The sequence below is a fragment of the Rhodococcus sp. BP-160 genome, assembly GCF_019836205.1.
GTDB lineage: Bacteria > Actinomycetota > Actinomycetes > Mycobacteriales > Mycobacteriaceae > Rhodococcoides.
The window spans coordinates 304648-326038 of record NZ_JABUEK010000006.1 but is presented as its reverse complement, the minus strand read 5'-3'; the positions used below and the strand labels follow the sequence as shown (position 1 = coordinate 326038).

Below are 21391 nucleotides of genomic sequence, written 5' to 3'. Positions count from 1 at the left end.
TGACCACCGTGTCGGGTCCCAGAACGGTGTCCGCTTCGGTCGACGACCTGCTCCGCGGCTCGCCACCTCGGAGGACATCGGCGGCGCTCCCCGGCTGCCACTCAAGACCGGTGTCCAACTTGCCGAGCGTCCCGGCCGACACGGTCCGCCCAGTCCCCTCCTCGATGTCCTTGAGAGTCGGCACCGATGGCCCACCCCGCTCGCGAACCTGCGGACGCGACAGACCGAGCTGCGTACGGCGCTTCCACGCGTACTCGGCCAAGCGTCCATATCCGTCCACGCTCGGAACAGTAGGGGCCCGAACCTGGAGCGGCAAGAAAAGCGCAAGACCGACCCAGCTGCCTGGAAATCTCACAACAAATCCTCGCCATGTCGGACGCAATCTTTTTTCTAGCTTTCTTTGCGTTTTTATTGCTATCTTTTGTCATGCGACTACGACCGGGGGTAAACGACATGGCAACAGAGAGCGGTACAGCGAGCAGGCATACCGGGTGTGCGGAGACTGTCGTCGACGTGGTCACGGGCGCCCGCTTCCGCTGCTCATTGGTCGACCACCTCGACCGCGAGCACGAGTCGTGGTCGGACGACGGACTCGTCGTCGCGCGGTGGATCGCACCGAGACCGCTCACCCTGTGCGAGTCGGAACTCGCGGCGAGGTGAGAGTCGCGATCGGAACAACCGAACGCTAAGCGCAACGGCAGGCAACCGTGCCATCCCGAGTTCGACCCTCAGACTCGGGCGGACACGCATTCGTATCGATGTGGTTGTGCCACAAACCAACTAGCCAAGGAGCTCTGCAGTGCACAAGGCCGCTAAACACAATTCTCAGTCACCCCGAGTAGGAGCGTGCACTGCGATACCTCTCCTGCTGGCGCTCGCGTTCGGCCAGGGAGTAGCCGAAGGTGCGCCACAAGACTTTGCCACCGCACCCGACACTGCCCAGCCCGGGATCACGGACACCACTCCCCTCTTTCAGCCGCCCGAGCCCACCTCAGAGCGAAATTTCCTACCGGGCTTCCAGGCGTCACCTCGCGTGCAGAAGAGCGACTGGCGTAGCTACGACGACTACCGATCCGGCAGTCAACAGTCGTCTTACGGCCGACAGGCACTCGGGCGGGCGGCAGTGACACCATCTCCTCGTCCATCCCCACCGCCCGCACCCACGTTGCGACGCAAAGCTATTGCACCCATCGACATTCCCGATGGGTACATCGGCGTCGGCGGCCAGATCGTGCCGTACGACCGGAATGTCGTGGATCCGAATCTGGTAGAGCAGTTCAACAACACCAGTCAGGCCTTGCAGGCAGACGGCGGAAACTTCCTCGTCGACGCCGGATTCGCCGACGCACCCCGAGCCGACCGCATCTCCGCGGGAGTCGCCACCGGCATCGTCGCGGGCGGCACCGCAGGGTTCCTGACCTCGCTCATCCCCGCGGCCGTCATCACCGCCACCGGAGCAGGACTCGGCGGATCGCTCGGCGCCGCCGCGACCACCGGTAGCGGGGCGATCGTGTGGGGTGGACCCGTCGGGTGGGTGTTCATCCCCGGTGCAGCCGCGCTGGCCGGAGGGGTTGCAGGCGCTGCACTTTCCGCGCCGATCGCCCTGGGTCTGACCGCCACCGGCGCCGCACTCGGCGGCCTCCTCGGCGCCACCGTCACCGGTGGTGAGCAACAGATCATCGAGGAGCCCGCCCCTGTCCCCGTACCTACAGCCGAAGCACCGGCTCCCGCCCCCGCCGCTCCGGTGTGGACTCCCCCGCAGGACGTCCAGCAGGTCGTCGACACGGCCCCGGCCTATGTCGAGCAGGCCCGCCACGCGGTCACCGACGTGCCCGGTGGCGCGGACGTTCTGGGCGCGGTTGACACCGTGATCGCCGACAACGCCCCCGCGCTCGATCAGGGCGCAGCAGCCCTGACCGGCGCACTGTCCGCTCCGAACATCGGGGCCTGACCGATGTCGGGTGCGGCCGACACCGCACGTCCGCACCCGACGCTCGCCCGTTCCGACCGAGGAGGTCCCGCTGTGGCTCATCCCGAAGACTTCGCGGCCGACGACTGGTTCGCCGCCGCGCCGCCCGCCACAGGCGAACGCTCGCCCGTCCCGACCGCCAGTCCCGCCGCGTCCACCGACACGCCACCGAACCGACGCCTCACCGTCCTCGCCGACCGAGACCCACAGACGGACGACGACGACGGTTGGCTCGCGGACGCTCCGGGATCGACGTTCGACGCGGCGACCGAGACCCTGCGCAGCGGAGCCGCCGGCCCCGCTGCCAGCCCCTTGTGGTGGCGTCGTCACCGGTCCGCCGTGGCGGTAACCGCGTCCCTCCTGGTCCTGGTGGGTGCGGTGGGCGCCACCGCCGTGTTCCTCACCGGAGCCACCGAGGACACCCTCGCCGCGGATCCGGCACCGCTACTCGCGACCACGCAGGCCGCTCCTCTTGTCGCGGCGGAGCCAGCAGCGGGCGCCGCTGCCGCTGCGGACTTCACCTGGTGCGCCGGCCAAGGTGCCGGTGAGCCGGTCACCGAGGACACCATCGATCCCGGCCTGAGCGCGATCTGGCGCTTCGAGAAGGCGTTCTACTACGACCGTGACCCGGTCGCGGCCCGCGCCGTCGGCGCACCGGAAGCCGTCATGGCATCGGCCGAGCGCCTGCGCATCGGCATCGACGCCCTCGAACCGGCGGTCGAGTTCTGCGTCCTCGCCGACCTCGTCTCATCCGGCGTCTACGACGTCACCGTGGTCGAACGCGGACCCGGCATCGACCCGCGCACCTCCTCGCAACGCTTCGCCACCGCCGAGTCCGGCGGCACCACCTCCATCACCGCCATCACCCGCCGCTGATCCGAGCTCGACGAGAGGCACCACCCATGACCCCCGCCCCGCACCGCAGAACGGCTCGCGCCGCCGTCGCGGCCACCGCCGTCGCCGCGACCCTCCTCGCCGCCGCGACCTCGCACGCCGCACCGACCACGACAGCACCCGCCGCCGACGGGTGCGCACCGCTGCACCTGGTCGTCGTCCCCGGCACCACCGAGATCGACGAGAACAGCTCACCCGACGCCGATTCCGGGTTCTTCTCCCGGCTCACCGTCCCGGCCATGCGCGACGCCAACTCCGGCGCCGAACCCGCACTCGACCGCAGCTACGTCCCGTATCCGGCGTCGTTCGGCGGCAAACCCGGTGATCGGTCCTCCGACACCTACGCAACGTCCGTGCAGACCGGCATCGACAACGCCACCAACATGATCGGCGACATCGCCGAGAAGTGCCCCGGCACCAGGGTGTTCGTCTCCGGATACTCTCAGGGCGGTCAGATCGCCTCCGAGGTCATCCGCGAGATCGGAGTCGGGACCGGCCCCATCGACGCCGACCGGTTCGCCGGCGGCGCACTGTTCTCCGACCCCACACGCGGACAGGGCGAACCGGTCCTCGGCGGCGGCTACGCCAGTCCCGCACCCGCCCCCGGCACCGACGGGGCAGCGGTGCAGTCCGTGCAGCTCGCACCGGCCGTCGCCTCCACACCACCCGCCGGGGGCGGCATCGCCCCCGACCCGGCCGAGGCCGACTTCGGCGCAGTCGCCGACCGCGTCGCCTCGTACTGCACCGCAGGCGATCTCGCGTGCGACACCCCCGCGAACACCCCCGCGGCGAAGATGGTCGCCAACATCGCCGGACAGTCCTCGATGGACACCCGCGACCCGGTAAGCATCCTCACCGACGTCAGCGCCGCCGTCGGACGCTCCGCACTGCTCACCGGCGCCTCGGTCGTCAACGACAACCTCGACTTCGACAGTGCCCGCGGTCAGTTCGAGGTCACCAGCGCCCCCGACACAGTGCTCGGGAAGATGGCCAAGTACTCCGACCCGACGACCGTCGGCGACGACGAAGCCATCGACGAGGCAGTCAGCGCGGTCACCAAGATCGCGGGTATGGCGATCGGCGCTGCCATCACCGTCGCCAAGGACGTCATCACCCCGGAGACCATCGGCCAGCTCGCCGCCGTCGGCCTGACCAACCCCCCTGCCGCACTGGGCATCCTCGCTGCGAAGGTCGGTACCGCCGCGGTCAAGCTGGTGCCCCCGGCAACGATCGACTCCGCCGTGAACGTCGCGTTCGAGGAAGTCACCCGCACCATCGACGACAACGCCGGCCTCGCGCAGCTCGTCACCGACACCTCGTACTGGAACACCGCCGTCAAACACGGCTCCTACGACAGCGTCCCGGTCGGCAACCGCGGCGAGACCCCCGTGCAGTTGACGGTGCGGTGGATCGTCGCGCTCGCCGCAGACCTCACCGGTGACAGCACCCTCGCCGACAAGGTCGGAGCCGTCCTCGGCCGCAGCGCCCAGCTCCTCGCCACCCCCGACACCGTCCGCAGCGCAGGCCAGATCATCACCGCCGGTGCGCGGACCGCCGTCGGCGCCGCACCGACCAGCAGCCGATCCGCGACCACCAACGGCACCACCACGCCTGCACCGACGATGGCCGGGTCCACCCCGACCGCCGCCAGGTGACCGACTCACCCGCAGAAGGAGACGTCGACATGGCCGCACAGCCGATCGACAATCACGAGCTCTACAGCGACGACACCTCGGGATCGGCCCCCGTCGTCCCCGCCGGTCTGCGGATCCCACCGATCGACCGCCAGGCACCGGTCCACACCGAACCGGTCGCCGGTGTCGGGCGACCACCGGTGATGTGGCTGCTCGGCGCACACGGCGGCGCAGGCGTGTCCACCCTCGCGCGCGTCTGGGCACCCGCCGCCGACGCGCACGGCGGGTGGCCGGCCCACGACCGGTACCGATCGGTCATCGTCGTCGCACGCACCCACCGCACCGGACTCGCCGCCGCCCACGACCTACTGCTCCAATCGGCCGCCGGTCTCACCGGCGGGTGCACCGTCCTCGGTCTGGCTCTCGTCCCGGACGCACCGGGGAAGTTGCCGAAGACGTTGCGGCGCAGCGCCGACGTCGTCGCGTCCGCCGCGCCCGCGGTGTGGCACCTGCCGTGGGTGCCGGACCTGCGCGTGCACACCCACTCCGACCTGGCGGTGTGGTCACCGGCCGAACCGGACCCGCCGCCTCCTGGCCGGATGCGATCGGTGACCTCCGCGGCCGCCCCGCACCCCGGCCTCGTCGCCGCCGGTCACACCGCCTTCGACGCCGCCCGCCGCGCCGCTGCGCACTGATCCACCTCGGATCGACCCACCTGCCTCGAAAGGACCCACCATGCTCACCACACTCCGCACCGATGCCACCGTGTTCCTCGCTCAGAACATCGGAGACGTCGATCCTCAGGCACCCAACGGCGAGTTCGGAGAGAAGATCACCACCCTCATGTCCTGGCTGATGTGGGGCTGCATCTTCGCCTCCGTCGCCGGAATCATGATCTGCGGGGCGATGCTCGGCTACGAGAAGATCACCGGCGGCGGCGGCAATTCCACCGGCAAACTCGTCGGCGGTCTCGTCGGAGCGGTCATCATCGGCGGTGCCGCCGGACTGGTCAACGGCCTCGTCCTGTGAGCGCCGCCGCCGCTATCGTCCGCACGGGCGTGGCCGAACTCGAAGGCACCGCCACCGGTGTCCTCGACTCCGCGCTGGGCCTGCTCGACACGCTCGCCCGCGGAACCCTGATCGCGTCCGGCATCGCCATCGCGTTCGGTGTGGTCCTGCTGGTGTCCGGAAGCTCCCGCGCCGTAGGCACCCTGTTCGGCGGTATCGCCGGCGTCGCCATCTCCACCATCGCGCTGAGCGGCGGCATCGACTGGATGATCGACACCGCACAGACGACGGCCGTCGCCACCTCCACCGGCAGCGGGACCGCACCGTGATCGGCAAAGCCGTCACCGAAGCGGTGCTCGCACAGCCGCCGACCGGCCCGGTGACGTTCCCCGCAGAGGTGTGGGATCCGCTGATGAGCGCCCTGTCCTGGCTGCTGTGGTTCGCCATCATCGTTTGCATCGCAGCGCTGTTCGTGTGCGGAGCGGTCTTCGTCAACCAGCGCAAGTCCACCGGCACGCAGGTCATCGAGGACGCCACCCTCGCCCGCATCCTCATCTGCGCCGCCGTCATCGGTTCCGCATCGGGACTCGCCCAGAGCGTCCTGGCATGAACCCTCGCCGCCACGTTCACTCCTTGAAAGGTGCACCGCCCGTGGCACTGTCCCGCACCGTCCGCCTGACCTCCGCCGTCGCCGTCGTCCTGATCGCCGCAGCCTGCGGGTCGGAGTCGAGCGACACCGCCGCACCTGCCGAGGAACAGATCGACACCGCCTCCGCACCGGCCGACCTCGAGTGGCGCACCGTCGGGGGTGTCAGCGTGCCCAGCTCGCCCACGGCCGGACCGTCGACGGGGAACGGAGTCACCCGCCACGGCTACGACAAAAGCCCGCAGGGAGCCGTTCTGGCCGCGATCAACGGGCAGACCGCACTCGCCGTCGCCGACGACCGCACCTGGCCCGAAGTGGTCAACACCGTCACCGCGCCGGGCCCGGGACGCGACGCGTTCGCGGTCGCCCGCGCCGCCGTCACCGTCGCCGGGACGGTGCCGGAGGCGTCCGCGCCGCGGTTCGTCGGCTTCGACGTCACCGCCTACGAGCCCGACACGGCGACCGCCGCAGTGTCGGTGGCACAAACAATCGGCGAGGACTCCCAGCTCTACAGCTACCCCGTCGCCCTGCAGTGGGTCGGCGACGACTGGCGGATCGTGCTCCCCACTCCCGAGGAGAACATCGACGCCGCCGAGCTCGACGACCTCGCCGGCTACACCGAACTGAAAGCTGCCTCATGAGCACCCTCGTCCGCCGCCTGCTGATCGCGGCCACCGTCCTCGTCGTCCTGGCCGTCATCGGCGCCGTGGTCTTCGTCGTCCCGAACCTCGGCGACGACGACGCGGCCACCGACACCGCCGACCCGTCGACGACGTCCGCACCGGCACCGGCCCCGACGGCTCCCGGTTCGGTCGACAACGGCCGCACAGGGTTCGGAACCCCCGTCGTGGACATCCTCGGCCGCAAGGTCACCGTCCCGAACAACCCTGTCGGAGCACCGCTCACGCAGGAACCGGCAGGCGAACGCAGCGGATGCGACACCGCCGGACCTGTCTCGTCCCCGTCCGGCGTGCAGATCCAGCAGACCGTCGGACTGCCCACACTGGTCTCCACCAGCGACGGCCCCACCCGCGTCGACGGCAACGTCCTCACCGGGTACTCCCGCACCCCACAGGGCGCGGCGCTCGCCGGGTGGAACTGGATCGGCCGCGTCTACGGCCCCGGCCCCGTGGCGAAGGACGCCTACGAGAAGCTGACCGTCGCCACCGACGAGCTGGCCCAGAAGTCGGCCGGCGAAAACTGGGAGAGCGCAGGAATCGACGGCTCATCATTCCCAGCCCCCGAGGCGTTTCGAATCGTCAGTTGCACCGACGACTTCGCCTCCGTCGAGTACGCGATCAACATCCCGTTCGACGACAACGGCCAGCGACGCACCACCCCCGTCTGGCAGGTCATGAGGGCTGCGGTGTTCCACGACAGCGGCGAGTGGCGCGTGCGACTCGACAACCGGTCGGTCTCCGCGACCAAGGACGTCACCGACATCACCGGTTTCACTGCCTGGGCGCTCTCGTGAGGCGCCTGGCTGCGGCCGTGATCCTGCTCCTGGCTCTGCTCGGTCTCGGTCTCGGCGCCGGCACCGCCGCCGCCCAGGAACCGACCCCGCCCCCGGTGGCTCCGGTCGCCGGGATCGCCAACGAGGGCAATGCCTTCCAACAGGATCGGCGCGAATGCCTCGCCGAGACCGACGCACCGTGGATCGGCGACCTGCTCAACGGAGCGACCGGCAACATCGTTCCGGAGAGCTTTTGCTTCATCAATGCCGTCGAGGACAACCCCGGCGCGGCCGTGTCCACCGCAGCATCGTCCGCCGCCTCCGCGTTCTGGGGCGACTCCGTCGGCGACTTCGCCAAAGCCGTCATGGAAGGCAACGCGCAAGCGTTCCGCGCCGTGATGACGTTCTGGATGACCACCGGCATTCCGGGACTCGGAGCCGAGACGGCCATGTCGGGGCTACGCAACATCGTCTCCGGGTTCACCATCGCGGCGCTGTTCGCCTCCATCGTCATCGCCATGACCAAACTCGCCATTGCCCGCAAACAGGCCGTGATGGAGGGGGCGACGGAGACCGCGAACATGCTGGTGCGCACCGTGTTCACCGTCTCGCTGCTGCCGGTGCTGGTGCTGATGCTCCACCAGGGCGGGGATGCCGCATCGGCGTTCGCGCTGAAGGAGTTCGTGGGTGCGGACCTGAACGAGAAGATCACCGCCATCACCGCGTTCGACGACAAGACCGGTCTGGGCCCGGTGTTCGCCCTCGCGTGCGCCGGATTCGCGTTCCTGGGCTCCGTCGCCCAGCTCATCGCCCTGCTCATCCGCGAGGCGGTGCTCTGCGTCGTCGTCGCTGTCATCCCGCTCGCCGCAGCCTCCTCGGCGACGGCCACCGGGCGCTCGTCCTACAAGTCGATGATCGCCTTCACCATCGGTGCGTTGCTGTTCAAGCCGGTTGCGACGCTGCTGTACCTGTTCGCGTTCTGGGCGCAGTCCGCGACGTCCGGTGACCCGGTGTCCTCGGTGATCATCGGGTCGGTGCTGCTGGCGATCGTCGGATTCGCCCTGCCCACGCTGGTGCGGATCATCGCCCCGGCCGCGGAGACCATCGCCGCCGGCGGAGCGCAGGCCGCCGGCCTCGCCGCCGCCGGTGGCGCGCTGGCGGGCGGGGCCGCCGCGACCGGCGCGCGCGCACTGGGCGGCATGGCCCGCACCGTCTCACCGCCGTCCTCCGGCGGAGGAGGCGGCGGGATGGGCTCTGCGGGTACCGGCGCGAAACCCGTCCCCGGGATGCAGGGCCGCTACACCGGCGGCTCGTCCCCATCCTCGACCGCATCCAACCGATCGGGTCCGCTCGGCGCTGCGTCGAGAGCGGGCACCGCGGGACGCCAGATCGCGGCTGCGGGGATGACGGGAGCGGCGGGGGCGATGCGCACCGCCGGGACCGGTATCCGGGGCGCCGCCCAGATCGCAGGGAACCTCGGTGCCGCCGCCGACGGCGCAGTCGGCAACTACCACGGACGGATTCAGCGATGACCGCACCCGCCACGTTCACAGCAGCCGCACCGCTTGAGGAACCGGCGATCTACTCCGCCGGAACACGCCCCAAGAGCACCTTCGCGTTCGGGCTCTCCAACAAGATCATCGCCTACGCGGGCGGCTTCTTCGCCCTCGCGTTCGCCGTCCTGATCTGGGGCAACGTCCCCGCCGGCCTCGCCCTCATGGCGCTCGGCGCAGTGCTCCTCGCGCCGCTGGCGATCGCGCCAGGCGGACGTTCCCTCTACGAGAAAGGCCACCTGAGAATGCAGTTCTTCCGCTCACGCGTCAGCCGCTCCGCCGAGTACCACGCAGGACCGCACTCGTCGATTCCCGGTGGACGCTACCGGCTGCCCGGGTGGTTGGCGCACACCAAGCTCTACGTCGGAATGGACCGGCACGGCAACGAGTTCGGGATGATCCACCACCCCAAGAAGCAGCGGTACACCGTCGTCATCGACTGCCTCCCCGGCGGCGACGAAGCCGTTACGCGCGGAGAGAAAGACCTCTACACCGCCGAGTGGGGCGTCTACCTCGCCGACCTCGGACTGCCGGGCGACATCGTCGGCGCCGAGGTGGTCGTGGAGAACATTCCCGCGACCGGACTGAGGTTGGCCCGTCTGGTCGAGCGTGAGGTCGCCGAGCACGCACCGGACCTGGCCACCGCGTTCGTGCGGCAGTCCTCGGTGCGGATGCCGTCGGGCCGGCACCGCACACTGGCCCGGTTGTCGATCACCTTCCGCGCCACCACCAAGGAACGGCAGAACGATCCGGAGGAGATGGCGGCCGAGCTGGCGCGGCGACTTCCGGACCTCTACGGCAACCTCGCCGGGGCGGGCATCGACGCGCAGCCGATGACCGCGGCGGAGATCACCGCCGCGGTGCACCGCTCGTACAACCCGTCGACGGAGAACGACTTCGAGGAACTCGACATCGCCGGCCTTAATCATGGGGTGGCGTGGGAGGACGCCGGTCCCGGCCGAGCCTCCTCGGTGTGGGGGCAGTACCGGCATGACGGTGTCGTCTCCGTGGTCTACGAGATGGCCGCGCCGCCGGAATCGGTGTTCACCGACACCGTCCTCAAGCCGCTGCTCCAGCCGCACGACGACCTGCTGCGTAAGCGGCTCACCCTGATCTACCGGCCGTTCTCCGCGGGTGACGCGGCGAAGAAGGTCGAGAAGCAGCACCGAGACGCGCTGCACGCCATCAATTCCCGCGGCGCGAAGATCAGCTCCGCCGAAGCGGAGAAGCGCCTCGAGATCACCTCGCAGACCCGCAAGGAGATGGTGGCCGGGGCCGGGCAGCTGCGTTACTCGGCTCTGGTGACCATCACCGTCGCCGATCCCGCCGACGTCGCGAACGCCGCCGCGGTCATCGAATCGCTCGCCGCTCGCGCTCGTCTCGGGCTGCGCCGCGCCCACGGCTTCCAGGACGCCGCGTTCGCCGCCGGCCTGGGCGTCGGGTTCCTGCTGCCCGATCACGTCACCACCTCTGCGTTGGTGCGGCACAGCTGAGCTGCTGCCGCCCGACCTGTACGCCCGACTCGCCGCCCACCGAAGACATCCCGACCGGAAGGTCCCCATGACGACCACTTTTCGCCCTCGCCTGGAACCCGACCTCGACCCCGATCTCGGTCTCGACCCGGACGTCGGCGTCGAAGTCGCCGTGCGGATGCTTCCTCGCGGGGTGCGGTGGGTGGTCGCCGACGTCGACTATGCAGCGCTGGCGGAGCGCATCGCCGCAGGCGATGAGGACGAGCCGGCCACATGGACGCGCACGGGGATCGGTCTGGCGCGCTGGCGTAACGCCGGCGGCAGAGCTTCCGGGGAGGTGACCGGCGATCCGTGGTGGCGCAGTTCCACACGCAGCACCGCCCGCGGCCACATCGGTGCCGGCGGGGGCCGGATGCTCGCCGTCCCCGCTGCCATCGAGTACGAGGCGTCGTCGGTGCAGGTCTGCGGGTTCAACCCGTGGGCGATCGGCGCCGCTGCACCGGCCTCGGGCACCATCGTCGGGCAGCACGACGTCACCGGGGAAGCGCTCTCGTGCGATCCGTTCGCCTATTTCCGCGACAACCACATCGCCAACCCGTCGATGTTCGTGCTTTCTCTTCCCGGACTCGGGAAGTCCTCTTTGATCCGCAAGATCCTGCTCGGTGCGATCGCGTGGGGGCAGACGCCCATCGTCGCCGGAGACATCAAGGCGGAGTACGTCAAGCTCGCGCGTCTCGTCGGCGGTCAGGTCGTCACCCTCGGTCACGGCGGCGGGCACCTCAATCCGCTCGCCGCCGGCACCCTCGGGCAATCCGTCGTCCGCATCCGCCGTGCCCGCGTCGCCGCCGCAGCCGCGGGGGATCACGCCAGGGCGTCGATGCTCGACGAGCTGATCGGCACGGCCGAGCTGACCGTGCGGACCCGGCAGGTCAACGCGGTGTGCGCGCTGGTGGAGCTGATCCGCTACGACACCCACTCGGTGAAGGCCTTCGAGAACTCCCTGATCGGCACCGCCCTCGGTGAGCTCTACTCCGACGGCAGTGAGTTCAGCTACCAGCACCCGCCGCTGCTGCGGGACCTCTACGCGCGCATCGACGCCGGATCGGCGGCGATGATGCAGGCGACTTACCAGACCACACGCGAGGGATACCGGGCACAGATCACCGAGCTGATGCAGGCGCTCGGCGCGCTCATCTCCGGCCCACTCGGCGACATCTTCGCCGACCACACCTCTGAACCGCTCGATCTCGACGCACCCATGATCGTCATCGATGTGTCCTCCCTCGACCGCGGTGACACCACCCTCAAGGCGGCCGTGATGCTCTCCTGCTGGGCCGACGCCTACGGCACCGTGGAAGCGGCGCACCTGCTCGCCGACGCCGGCCTCGAGAAGCAACGACTGTTCCTGCTCGCCCTCGACGAGCTGTGGCAGGTCATCGGCGCAGGCCCCGGCATGGTCGCCCGCGTCAACGAGATCTCCCGCCTCAACCGCACCGACGGCGCCGGGTTGCTGATGATCACCCACACCGGCCGCGACCTCGAGACCCTGCCCACCGAAGCAGACATCAAGACCGCGAAAGGGTTCATCGACCGCGCCGGGATGGTCGTGTGCGGGGGGCTGCCCATCGGCGAGGTCGAACGACTCTCCGGTGAGCTCAAGTTCACCCCCGCCGAAGCGGGCATGGTGACCTCCTGGTCCCGCGGGGCGGCGCTGCGCTCGGCGGAACGCAAGAGCGTGCGCGCCCCCATCGGGCGGGGAAAGTTCCTGATCAAGGTCGCCAAGGACAACACGCCCGGCATCCCCATCCGGACCGTGTTCACCGACGTCGAGATCGACACCGGAGTCCACGACACCAACGCCCGCTTCGCCGAGTATTTCGATCGCGGCCGACACGCAGTGTCGGCGGACACCGTGGTCGACTCTGCACCTCAGGACATCTGATGCGACCCGTCTACGGGGCGCACGTCCGCGAGTGGGCCATCAGCACCTACCGCTCGTCCCGCCCGAACTACGCCTCCCGCGACCAGTGCGTCACCGCCATCGCCGAACAGATCGGCGCGCACGTCAACACCGTGAACCGGTGGATCAAGACCGAGTTCGGTCCCTCCCGCGCCCCGGCCGCCGACGAGGTCGTCGCGAAGCTGCGGGCCGCCGAGGCCGAGATCGAGCGGCTGCTCGCGGTCAACCGCCGACTCACCGACCGGCTCGCCGCGGCCGCACCGCGCTCGGTGGCCGCCGAGTCGGTCATGAGCGGGGCTCGGCGGTGAAGAAGGGCGGGATCGTCGCCCTCGTCGCGGTTCTCGCGGCGGCACTGTTCGTGGTCCTGTTCGTCACCACCCTGAGCCCCTCGGGCGACGATGACTGCCTGCCCTCGGGCACCTCTGTGCCGTCGGCCGGGGGAGTCCCGGCCGGGTCGTTCGCCAAACCCATGAAGACCGGGGAAGCACAGCTCACCAGCGGCTTCGGGCCTCGGTGGGGAACACAACACAACGGCATCGACCTCGCCGGACCGATCGGCACCCCCATCTACGCCTACGCCGACGGCATCGTCTCCAAGGCCGGTGACGCGCAGGGATTCGGTCAGTGGATCGTGCTCGACCACAACATCGGCGGACAGGTCGTCTCCACCGTCTACGGGCACATGTTCCCCGACGGTGTTCTCGTGAAAGTGGGGGACCGGGTCACCGCCGGACAGCACATCGCGAACGAGGGCAACAACGGCGACACCACCGGAGCGCACCTGCACTTCGAGTACCACCCCGGCGGGTGGGCACCCGGCAACGCCGTGGACCCGGCACCGTTCTACGCCGCCGCCGCCGAGCCCGGTTCCGGGGCAGCCGGTTCCGGAGCGCCGGGCAACTCACCGTCGACCACATCGCCGGTCCCGGCCGCGCCGGACGTCGCCGTCTCGGCGAGCGGTGCAGAGATGGCAGCACTCCCGGCATCGGTCGGGTCCGAGGAGCACTTCCAGGTCGACACCGTCCGCGTCGCCCGCGCCGTCCACGCCAAGTTCCCGCAGATCACGACCATCGGAGGGTGGCGAGCCGACGGCGGCGGCTTCGACGACCACCCCTCCGGTCGGGCTGCGGACATCATGATCGACAACTGGTCTTCCGAGGAAGGCAAAGCCCTCGGCGATCAGGTCAAGGACTATCTCTGGGCCAACCGTGAGGTGTTGCAGATCGAGTACATGATCTGGCGTCTGCAGTACATCCCCGCCGACGGTGAGCCGAACATCATGGAGGACAGGGGATCACCGACCCAGAATCACTTCGACCACGTCCACGTCACCACCATCGGCCACGGCCCGCCCGCACCCGGCCAGAGATACGGGGCGGTACCGGGTGGAGCGGGATCGGCACCGACAGCGAACGGCACCTGCACCACCGCACCCGGCGCGGGCATCGGCGACCACGCCGACCTCGCTGCCGGTCAGATCCCACCGGAGTTCGAGAAGTGGCTGCCGCTCTCCGCCGCGCAGTGCCGCGAACTCTCCCCGGCCGTCCTCGCCGCACAGATCAAGCAGGAGTCCGGGTTCCAGGCCGGCCGGACCAGCCCTGCCGGGGCACGCGGCTACACCCAGTTCCTGCCCGGCACCTGGGCGTCCCACGGATTCCCCGTCGACGACGAGACCGGAGAGGTCACCGGACCCGCCGGAGCCGGAGACCCGGACGACGTCGGTGACGCCGTCATGGCGCAAGGACGGTACAACTGCGCCGTCCTCGACGACCTGCGCCCGGGTATGGAATCCGGTGCCATCGCCGGCGATCCGGTGGACCTGATGCTCGCCGGGTACAACGCCGGACCCGGCGCCGTGCAGCAGTTCGGCGGCATCCCCCCGTACGCGGAGACACAGAACTACGTCACCACCATCACCGCCACCGCCGGCGACTACGACCTCGCCCGATGACCCGCCGACGACAAGGACACCCACCCATGTTGGACACGTACGACCGCCGCCCGTCCATCGCCGTGGTGCTCGCCACTGTCGGTGTCGTCCTGATCGTCATCGTCGGAACCGTTGTCGCCCTATGGGTCACGAACACCGGCGATGATGCACCCACAGCGGGCGGCACCGACGCCGGATTCGCTATCGACCCGGTCGGAACCGACCCGGTCGACGTCGCCACCGTCGTCATGGCCGGCGTGTTCACCTGGCAACCAGCAGTGCAGGATTCGACCTGGGACGCCCTGCACACCCAGGCTGAGCACCTCACCGGCCCGATGGCCACCGCCGCCGCACAGGCGCCGTCACCGGCCCCGAAACCCCTCTCGGAGTGGGCGGCGTGGGCGCGCAGCGGCGACACCCTCACCGCCGTCGTACGGCCCGATGGGGACACGACCGTCGACGGCGACACCGCCACGGTGCCGGTGACCATTGCGCAGACCGTGCAGCACCGGTCCGGGCAGGCCACCCCGTACACCACCTACACCGCAACAGTGACCCTGGAAGACATCGCAGCGGAGTGGAAGATCGGCGACTACCGGATCACCAGCAGCAGCCTGTAGGGGCTAGTGGGCGGCGTCGAACGCTCCGACGACAGCCGCGGGAATCCGACCGCGGTCACTGACCGTGTATCCGTTCGCGTTCGCCCACTCCCGGATCGCCCGCGTCTGCTCCGGGTCACGCTTCGCGGACTTTCCGGCAGCCGCCGCGGCGTCGAGGACAGCGGCCGAATACGAGGTTCGCTTGCGTCCACCGACACGTTCGGCGTGGCCAATGTAGTAGTCGAGCTTGCGGTGAAACTCTCTCGCGTTCTTGTCTTTCAGGTCGATCCGGTAGTCGACCCCGTTGACGGAGAAGTCGATCGTCTCCCCGGCCCCGTCGGCGATGCCGCTGCCGTCGATGTCGTCGGTCAATTCCACGATCTCGCGTTTCGCCACGACCGGGAGCCTAATGCTCGTACTGCACGGGTTCCGACATTCGCAGAACGCGATTCATTCCGCGCATTTATCGGGTGAGGTTCACGACGCACGTATCGAGAGCCTGGACGTCCGGATCACCGGGGGAGACACCCAGTTCCGAACTGGCCCGCGGCCATGTCGTCGTGTTCCTCGCCCCTCCCGTGGAGGCGTACACGGCGCCACCCGAAATGACCCAGACGTCCGAACGGTTCTCGACCCGGCCAGTGGAGTCGATCGTGGTTCCGCCGACGTAGGTGTAGTCGCCGACGTCGATGACAGTGCCGTTCGTCAGGGTCAGGCCCGACTCGGAGAAGCCGGACGCGACCTGGTCCACCAGTGATTGATTCGCCGGGGCGCAGCGGGGATCGGAGACGAAGGCTGCGGGTGGGGGCACAGCCGCGGAGGTGGTGTACGGGGCTGATGCCGCAGTGGTGGTTACGGACGGTGCGGCGGTCGTGCGCGGGGCCGCAGACGGGACTGCAGCCCGAGCTCGCGTCGCCGTGGTACTTGTCGGCGACTCGGACGACGTGGCAGACGCCTGGTCGCTCTCATCCTTTTCCTCGTCGCCCAAGCCGAATACCGATCCGAGTCCGACCACGAGCACTATCGCAGCGGCGATCGCCAGGAAGATCTTGAGTCCGCGATTGCCGCCGTTCTGCCCGTCCGGCGAGTCCGGTGTCGGCTCGGACGGAGTCGGCGGCGGGGAGGGTTTCCCGGGAGCGGATTGATTGGTCCACTGGCCACCGTCCCAGAATCGTTGCCCACCAATGTTGGAGGGGTCCGGATCCGAATACCAGCCTGGAGTTGGTGTCGTCATTGGTGAAGTCTCTCAGAGCGCAGCAGGCATCTACGACCAATACCTTATTATGACATAACTGCAGCTAAACCACCTTCAGAGGGGGGTCTCTAGCAAATTCACCAGGCGCCACAACTCTGTAGATGGATTGGTTTGCAGGAACGCAGTCGCATCGCCCTCATGCTTCGCGTCAAGAGCTTGCGCTCGTGATTTGCTTTGCCGGTTCACGCCGGGCCCGGTGTCGATCACTATATCCAGTTGTGAACCAAATGCAGAGAAACCGCACTTCGATACACGGATTTGAAAGCGTTAACCGTATATCGTTACTCAGGGCTTGTTCGGGCGGAGCGTGCAGCGAGAAAGTCGTCGACAAGTTGCCGGCGTTCAGCCGGGCCGATCGGCGGGAGTCCGGTGAGTCGGGTGAAGACGATGGGTCCGACGAGTTGGGTCAGGGCGAGATCGGTGTCGAATTGACCGAGCTCTTGCTGGGCTTCGGGGTCGCCCAGAATCCGGTCGAACGGTTCGCGGTATTGGTTGACCACCCGCGCGCGCAGGGAACTGACCGGGTTCCGCTCTTCTTCGGGATGCGATGTCGCCCCGGCTGTTTCGGGTTGGACGGACCCGAGGGCAATCCACCCCAGCATCGTCAGTTGGACGGGGGCTTCCTCGATGAGCTTGGCCTGACGGTGCAGTAGTTCGATCAACTGTTCACGGATCGTTCCGGATGTCGGCGGTGCGGTGACCGGGGGCAGTAAACGCTCGAACGCCGCGGCCAGGAGCTGGGTGCTGTCGGTGAAGTGCCGGTAGAGGGTGGTCCGCGCGACCCTGGACGCTTTGGTGACCGCATCGATCGTGACGGCATCGACGCCACCGGTCGAGAGCAGGAACGTCGTCGCGTCGAGTAGTCGTGCGCGTGAGCGTTCCTTGCGGGGATCCACGAGCCGGTCCTCGTCGTCGACGCGGTTTTCGATGATCATCTTCTTGCCCACCTCGTCATTGTGCCGCTCGACCCACTCGCGAGCACTATCCACCTTGCCGACACTGTGCTACTGATTGTAGCGAACCGATACCGATCGTATCTGTAAGTGGAAGGTGGGCAGATGGCTTCGCTTGATCGGGTGCTGCTGTCACGGGCGCAGAAGTGGACGTTGGTGGTCTCGTGCCTGTCGGTGGCGTTGGTTGTCGCTTCAATGGCTGCTCTGTACACCGCACTTCCGGACATTGCGGTCGCTACCGGGGCGACGCAGACTCAGCTCACCTGGGTAGTGGATGGATATACGTTGGCGTTGGGATGTCTGGTGTTGCCCGCCGGGGCGCTGGGTGACCGTTACGGCCGGCGAGCGGTGCTGATCGTAGGGCTGGGGCTGTTCTCGCTGGCCTCGGCGGTGCCGTTGTTGGTATCGACGCCATGGTGGTTGATCGCGGCGCGGGCGGCGGCTGGGGTGGGCGCGGCGTTCGTGATGCCGTCCACGTTGTCGATCCTGACCGCAGGCTTCTCCGAGCAGCAGCGGGGGCGGGCGGTCGGAATTTGGGCGGGGGTCGCCGGGTCCGGAGGCTTGCTGGGGATCCTGGGGTCCGGTGTGCTACTCGCTTACTGGCCGTGGCAGTCGATTTTCGTCGGCCTGACATGGGTGGGAGTGTTCCTGCTGTTGTGTGCCTTCACCCTCCCCGAATCCCGCCAGGAGTATCCGCCGCCGATAGATGTGATCGGATCGGTCGCTGTGGTGTTCGCGATCGGACTGGTGGTGCTGGCCATTATCGAGGTGCCGGCACGTGGCTGGTCGGATCCCGTGGTGCTCGCCGGATTCGGGCTGGGTGTAGTAGCCACGGCGATATTCGCGTTGTGGGAGTTACGGGTGGATCAACCGCTGCTCGATGTGCGGTTCTTCGCCCGTCGAGGGTTCGGGAGCGGATCGTTCTCCGTCACGATCCAGTTCCTGGTGACGTTCGGCATCTTCCTGGTCCTCGTCCAATACCTGCAGTTGATCTTCGGATACAGCCCGTTGGGTTCGGCGTTGGCGTTGGCGCCGATGATGGTGCCGTTGGTGCTCCTGTCGGTGGTCGCACCGTGGATGGCGGCCCGGCTGGGGTTGCGGTTGATGACGGTGACCGGTCTGCTCGCCATCGCCGCGGGGTTCTACTTCATCAGCCGGCTGGCTCTAGACTCCACCTACGTCGACGTGTTGTGGCCGACCCTGATGATGAGCGCGGGTCTGGGCCTTACTGCGGCGCCAGCGACCGCGGCCATCGTCGCGGATACCGCGGTCGAAAAGCATGGGGTTGCCGCGGCGGTCAACGACGCCACCCGCGAGATCGGTGCGGCGATCGGCATCGCGGTCGCCGGTAGTGTCCTGGCCGCCGGGTACAGCCGCAACATCGCCCCGGCGATGGAGGTGCTCCCACCGGAAGCGCGGGGCCCGGTCACCGACTCACTCGCCGGCGCCCTGGAGGTCGCCGACCGGGCGGGTCCGGCCGGTCGGCAACTCGCCGACTTCGCCAAGTCCGCGTTTCTGCACGGCACCGAGCAGTCCGCGATCGTCCTCGCGCTCATCGCGGCCGCAGGTGCCGCGATCCTGCTGTTCTGGGCGCCCGGCCGCGCCCCCGGAACCCCCGACACGGGCGCATCGGGGACCCTGAACGAACCGACGCGCGATAGTCGATTCCGCGCCCGCCGCTAGCCGACACCATCGAGAGGAGACGCCCGTGACCCAGCTACCGCTGCCGCCGCACTCGCCACACTGCATGGGGTGCGGGCCGGACAATCCCGCCGGCCTGCAACTGGAGGTGTTCCGCTCCGGCGACGAGGTGTACACCGATATGGCATTCGACGAACGCCACATCGGTGCGCCCGGCCTCGCACACGGTGGGGCTGTGGCCGCCGCCTGCGACGACCTGTTCGGCTTCACCCTCTGGATCGCCCGCACCCCGGCGGTGACCCGGAACCTCACCGTCGATTACCTCGCCCCCGTCCCGCTGCACCGGCCCCTGCGCATCCGTGCCCACGTCCGGGAAGTGGACGGCCGCAAACTGCACCTCGAGGCAACCGCCACCGCCGATGACGGCACCGAAATGTTCACCGCCCAGGCGGTATTCATCACTGTGTCGATCGAGCACTTCGCTCGACACGGCGCGCCAGGCGCCGTCCAGCATCTACTCGACCGCCTCACCTCCGCGCTCGGGGACGACGGGCCTCACAGATCGTCACCACATCCGCCGGACCGCTGACACGACCGAAATCCTCGCTGAGAACTACTTCAAGGCGCGGAACGCGAACTCACCAGCTCTTCTTTGTGTTCGGAACTCGCTCGGCGAGAAGCCGGTCCATCGTTTGAAGGTATGCGAGAAGTTCGTGAGGTCACTGTATCCGAGTTCCTCTGCGATCTCACTCACCGTCATTGAGCGGTCCAGTAATCTGAGGGTCGCGCGCTCACGGAGGAATGACTCTCGTTGTTCGCGAAAAGTAGTCCCCTCCCTGGAGAGGCGCCGCTTGAGTGTGCTGGTAGACATGGCCAGCTTGTCCGCCACCCACTGACTGCCACTTCGTCCGGGATCTTCTTCGATCAGCCGTCGCACTTTCTCCGAGAATGACGTATTTCCGTTTCGCTGGTCGAGGGTTCGCTGCAGTTCGGCGATGGCAATTCGATAGGCTAGAGGATCGGAAAACCGACAGACCTCGTCGACTGTTTCCGCTGGAACATGGACGCAGGATAGCGGGGCGTCGAAGCGCAGACGCCCCGCTACGACGTGCTCATGGCTCATCAGAGCAACCGGCTTTGGCCAGCTCAGATAAAGCGTAACGGCCGGCGCACTGTAGGAGAGCAGGCCAAGAAACCGCAGTAGCGTGCCTCCAGCGTAGGCAATTGCAAGGCAGTCCAGGACCGGATCGTGTGTGTGCCCGATAAGGCCGACGGAGAAGCCGTGGTCTGCACTGGCATGAAACTGTGAACTGACTGCGGTCGAGATCAACGGCAGATAGGTAAGCAACTCCACAATCTCAGCTACTGAGCCTGCACTCACGAGCGGAACACTCAACGGGCCGAAGGATGTCAATTGGGCGTGTTCAGCGAACACGATGCCGAGCACGGTTGCCTGGTCGGCATCGAGATCGGGGTAAACCTCGCGAAACCACCGCAGCGGAGCCTGGATGTCACGCTGGACCAACGATGCCTCATCAGTTCCCTCGCGAGCCATGAGGCGGTGAAACCGCGCCGCGGCAGATGCGCCGAACGCTTGCCTTCGAAGCAGTTGGACGAACGCGAGCGGCGGCAAGCCCGCGTCTCGGAAGTCCACTAGGAAGCACTCCTCTGAGCCGAATCCACAACCGTCTGACTCTGACGAACATAGCGGGCGTGGTCGAGTTCGCGCACAGTCTTTTTAAGTTCACACCGAAAATTCAGCATCTAGAGTTGATTCTGACTGTTGTGCTGCCCAAACCCTCCAGCCCCTCCCAGGATCTAAGTCTGATCTACCCGCCGCCACGTACCGAACGTCTGATCAACGTTGCTCCGAAGACCTCTGTGAACAGGTTTGATACCGACCGGTTCAACAGCTCCTGTTACCGCTGATCTCGAGGGTTTCCCGGCGAGGCCCGGAGTCATCCAAGTCCATCGGCCCCTCACACGCTTCTGAGCCAAATTCACAACCACTTGACTCTGGCGAACATGGCCGACGTGGTCATCTTCGAACACAATTTGAGTCTCACCCGAAACACAGCACCAGGAGTTGGCCATGGCTGTTGTCACCTTTGTCACCCACGACGGCGAGAAAAACGAGGTGCCTCTCGAGGACGGTCTGTCGTTGATGCAGATCGCAACCAACAATGCAGTGCCCGGCATCGACGGCGACTGTGGAGGCGAAGCCGCATGCGGGACCTGCCATGTGATCGTCGATCCGCAGTGGTCTGAAACGGTCGGGAATTCCGGCACCGATGAGGAGGAGATGCTCGCAATGAACCCCGAGCGCCGAACTACCTCCCGATTGTCCTGCCAGATGCTTGTGACTGTGGCATGGGACGGACTGATCGTCCGGACGCCAGAATTCCAGATGTGACCACGGAAAGA

At 67.8% G+C, this 21391-nt stretch carries 23 protein-coding genes and 2 pseudogenes; 19 read left to right on the top strand and 6 right to left on the bottom strand.

What is annotated here, in order from left to right; all coding sequences use genetic code 11:
- Positions 1 to 280 (bottom strand): annotated as a pseudogene (locus tag HQ306_RS21415) (hypothetical protein); the annotation flags it as partial.
- Between the two features lie 173 nt (positions 281 to 453).
- Between HQ306_RS21415 and HQ306_RS21410 the strand changes: the two are divergent.
- The 16 genes from HQ306_RS21410 to HQ306_RS21335 all read left to right on the top strand — a co-directional run bounded on the left by HQ306_RS21410 (position 454) and on the right by HQ306_RS21335 (position 15139).
- A complete protein-coding gene (locus HQ306_RS21410) occupies positions 454 to 660 on the top strand; it encodes a hypothetical protein (protein WP_222633421.1) in 207 nt (68 codons plus the stop codon).
- A gap of 592 nt (positions 661 to 1252) precedes the next feature.
- Positions 1253 to 1951 carry a hypothetical protein gene (locus tag HQ306_RS22475; protein ID WP_261770322.1) on the top strand — a complete coding sequence of 233 codons (699 nt, stop codon included), beginning with the start codon at positions 1253 to 1255 and terminating at the stop codon, positions 1949 to 1951.
- 72 nt (positions 1952 to 2023) lie between these two features.
- Positions 2024 to 2845: a hypothetical protein gene (locus HQ306_RS21400; RefSeq protein WP_222633420.1), complete on the top strand. Its 822-nt coding sequence runs from the start codon at positions 2024 to 2026 to the stop codon at positions 2843 to 2845.
- 26 nt (positions 2846 to 2871) lie between these two features.
- A complete protein-coding gene (locus HQ306_RS21395; RefSeq protein ID WP_222633419.1) occupies positions 2872 to 4518 on the top strand; it encodes a cutinase family protein in 1647 nt (548 codons plus the stop codon).
- Positions 4519 to 4547: 29 nt separating this feature from the next.
- A complete protein-coding gene (locus HQ306_RS21390) occupies positions 4548 to 5192 on the top strand; it encodes a DUF6668 family protein (protein ID WP_222633418.1) in 645 nt (214 codons plus the stop codon).
- Positions 5193 to 5232: 40 nt separating this feature from the next.
- Complete coding sequence (locus HQ306_RS21385; protein WP_222626672.1) at positions 5233 to 5526, top strand: hypothetical protein; 294 nt, start codon at positions 5233 to 5235, stop codon at positions 5524 to 5526.
- A gap of 29 nt (positions 5527 to 5555) precedes the next feature.
- A complete protein-coding gene (locus tag HQ306_RS21380; RefSeq protein WP_222633417.1) occupies positions 5556 to 5834 on the top strand; it encodes a hypothetical protein in 279 nt (92 codons plus the stop codon).
- A complete protein-coding gene (locus HQ306_RS21375) occupies positions 5831 to 6115 on the top strand; it encodes a hypothetical protein (protein WP_222633416.1) in 285 nt (94 codons plus the stop codon). Before HQ306_RS21380 ends, HQ306_RS21375 begins: the two co-directional genes overlap by 4 nt.
- A gap of 41 nt (positions 6116 to 6156) precedes the next feature.
- Complete coding sequence (locus tag HQ306_RS21370) at positions 6157 to 6792, top strand: hypothetical protein (protein WP_222633415.1); 636 nt, start codon at positions 6157 to 6159, stop codon at positions 6790 to 6792.
- On the top strand, positions 6789 to 7625 hold the full coding sequence (locus tag HQ306_RS21365) for a hypothetical protein (RefSeq protein WP_222633414.1): 837 nt from the start codon (positions 6789 to 6791) through the stop codon (positions 7623 to 7625). The genes HQ306_RS21370 and HQ306_RS21365 overlap by 4 nt, the downstream gene beginning before the upstream one ends.
- Entirely contained in the window at positions 7622 to 9136 is a 1515-nt protein-coding gene (locus HQ306_RS21360) for a hypothetical protein (protein ID WP_222633413.1), read from the top strand. Before HQ306_RS21365 ends, HQ306_RS21360 begins: the two co-directional genes overlap by 4 nt.
- Positions 9133 to 10650 carry an SCO6880 family protein gene (locus HQ306_RS21355; RefSeq protein ID WP_222633412.1) on the top strand — a complete coding sequence of 506 codons (1518 nt, stop codon included), beginning with the start codon at positions 9133 to 9135 and terminating at the stop codon, positions 10648 to 10650. The genes HQ306_RS21360 and HQ306_RS21355 overlap by 4 nt, the downstream gene beginning before the upstream one ends.
- Positions 10651 to 10717: 67 nt before the next feature.
- Positions 10718 to 12571 (top strand): ATP/GTP-binding protein, encoded by a 1854-nt coding sequence (locus HQ306_RS21350; protein ID WP_261770323.1) that lies wholly within the window; start codon positions 10718 to 10720, stop codon positions 12569 to 12571.
- The gene (locus tag HQ306_RS21345) at positions 12571 to 12897 is read left to right on the top strand and encodes a transposase (RefSeq protein WP_222633411.1); all 327 of its coding nucleotides are present in this window, start codon (positions 12571 to 12573) and stop codon (positions 12895 to 12897) included. Before HQ306_RS21350 ends, HQ306_RS21345 begins: the two co-directional genes overlap by 1 nt.
- A complete protein-coding gene (locus HQ306_RS21340) occupies positions 12894 to 14540 on the top strand; it encodes a peptidoglycan DD-metalloendopeptidase family protein (RefSeq protein WP_222633410.1) in 1647 nt (548 codons plus the stop codon). Before HQ306_RS21345 ends, HQ306_RS21340 begins: the two co-directional genes overlap by 4 nt.
- Positions 14541 to 14566: 26 nt before the next feature.
- Positions 14567 to 15139: a hypothetical protein gene (locus tag HQ306_RS21335; RefSeq protein ID WP_222633409.1), complete on the top strand. Its 573-nt coding sequence runs from the start codon at positions 14567 to 14569 to the stop codon at positions 15137 to 15139.
- 3 nt (positions 15140 to 15142) lie between these two features.
- Here HQ306_RS21335 and HQ306_RS21330 read toward each other — a convergent pair whose 3' ends face one another.
- From HQ306_RS21330 to HQ306_RS21320, 4 genes and pseudogenes are all read right to left on the bottom strand, one after another.
- The gene (locus tag HQ306_RS21330) at positions 15143 to 15514 is read right to left on the bottom strand and encodes an Lsr2 family protein (protein ID WP_222633408.1); all 372 of its coding nucleotides are present in this window, start codon (positions 15512 to 15514) and stop codon (positions 15143 to 15145) included.
- Between the two features lie 67 nt (positions 15515 to 15581).
- Positions 15582 to 15869, bottom strand: a complete 288-nt coding sequence (locus HQ306_RS22470) for a hypothetical protein (protein WP_308116152.1) — start codon at positions 15867 to 15869, stop codon at positions 15582 to 15584.
- A 375-nt stretch (positions 15870 to 16244) separates the two neighbouring features.
- A pseudogene (locus tag HQ306_RS22465) lies at positions 16245 to 16352 on the bottom strand (DUF2510 domain-containing protein); the annotation flags it as partial.
- A gap of 302 nt (positions 16353 to 16654) precedes the next feature.
- Entirely contained in the window at positions 16655 to 17308 is a 654-nt protein-coding gene (locus HQ306_RS21320; RefSeq protein ID WP_222633451.1) for a TetR/AcrR family transcriptional regulator, read from the bottom strand.
- Between the two features lie 123 nt (positions 17309 to 17431).
- Between HQ306_RS21320 and HQ306_RS21315 the strand changes: the two genes are divergently transcribed.
- Together HQ306_RS21315 and HQ306_RS21310 are read left to right on the top strand one after the other, a co-directional pair.
- Positions 17432 to 19009, top strand: coding sequence for an MFS transporter (locus HQ306_RS21315; RefSeq protein WP_222633450.1), 1578 nt, complete (start codon positions 17432 to 17434; stop codon positions 19007 to 19009).
- A gap of 25 nt (positions 19010 to 19034) precedes the next feature.
- Positions 19035 to 19556, top strand: a complete 522-nt coding sequence (locus tag HQ306_RS21310; protein WP_308115579.1) for a PaaI family thioesterase — start codon at positions 19035 to 19037, stop codon at positions 19554 to 19556.
- 24 nt (positions 19557 to 19580) lie between these two features.
- Here the strand turns inward: HQ306_RS21310 and HQ306_RS21305 are convergent, their stop codons facing one another.
- On the bottom strand, positions 19581 to 20621 hold the full coding sequence (locus HQ306_RS21305) for an AraC family transcriptional regulator (RefSeq protein ID WP_222633406.1): 1041 nt from the start codon (positions 20619 to 20621) through the stop codon (positions 19581 to 19583).
- A 438-nt stretch (positions 20622 to 21059) separates the two neighbouring features.
- Between HQ306_RS21305 and HQ306_RS21300 the strand changes: the two genes are divergently transcribed.
- The gene (locus HQ306_RS21300) at positions 21060 to 21380 is read left to right on the top strand and encodes a 2Fe-2S iron-sulfur cluster-binding protein (RefSeq protein ID WP_222633405.1); all 321 of its coding nucleotides are present in this window, start codon (positions 21060 to 21062) and stop codon (positions 21378 to 21380) included.
- Positions 21381 to 21391 lie beyond the last annotated feature (11 nt).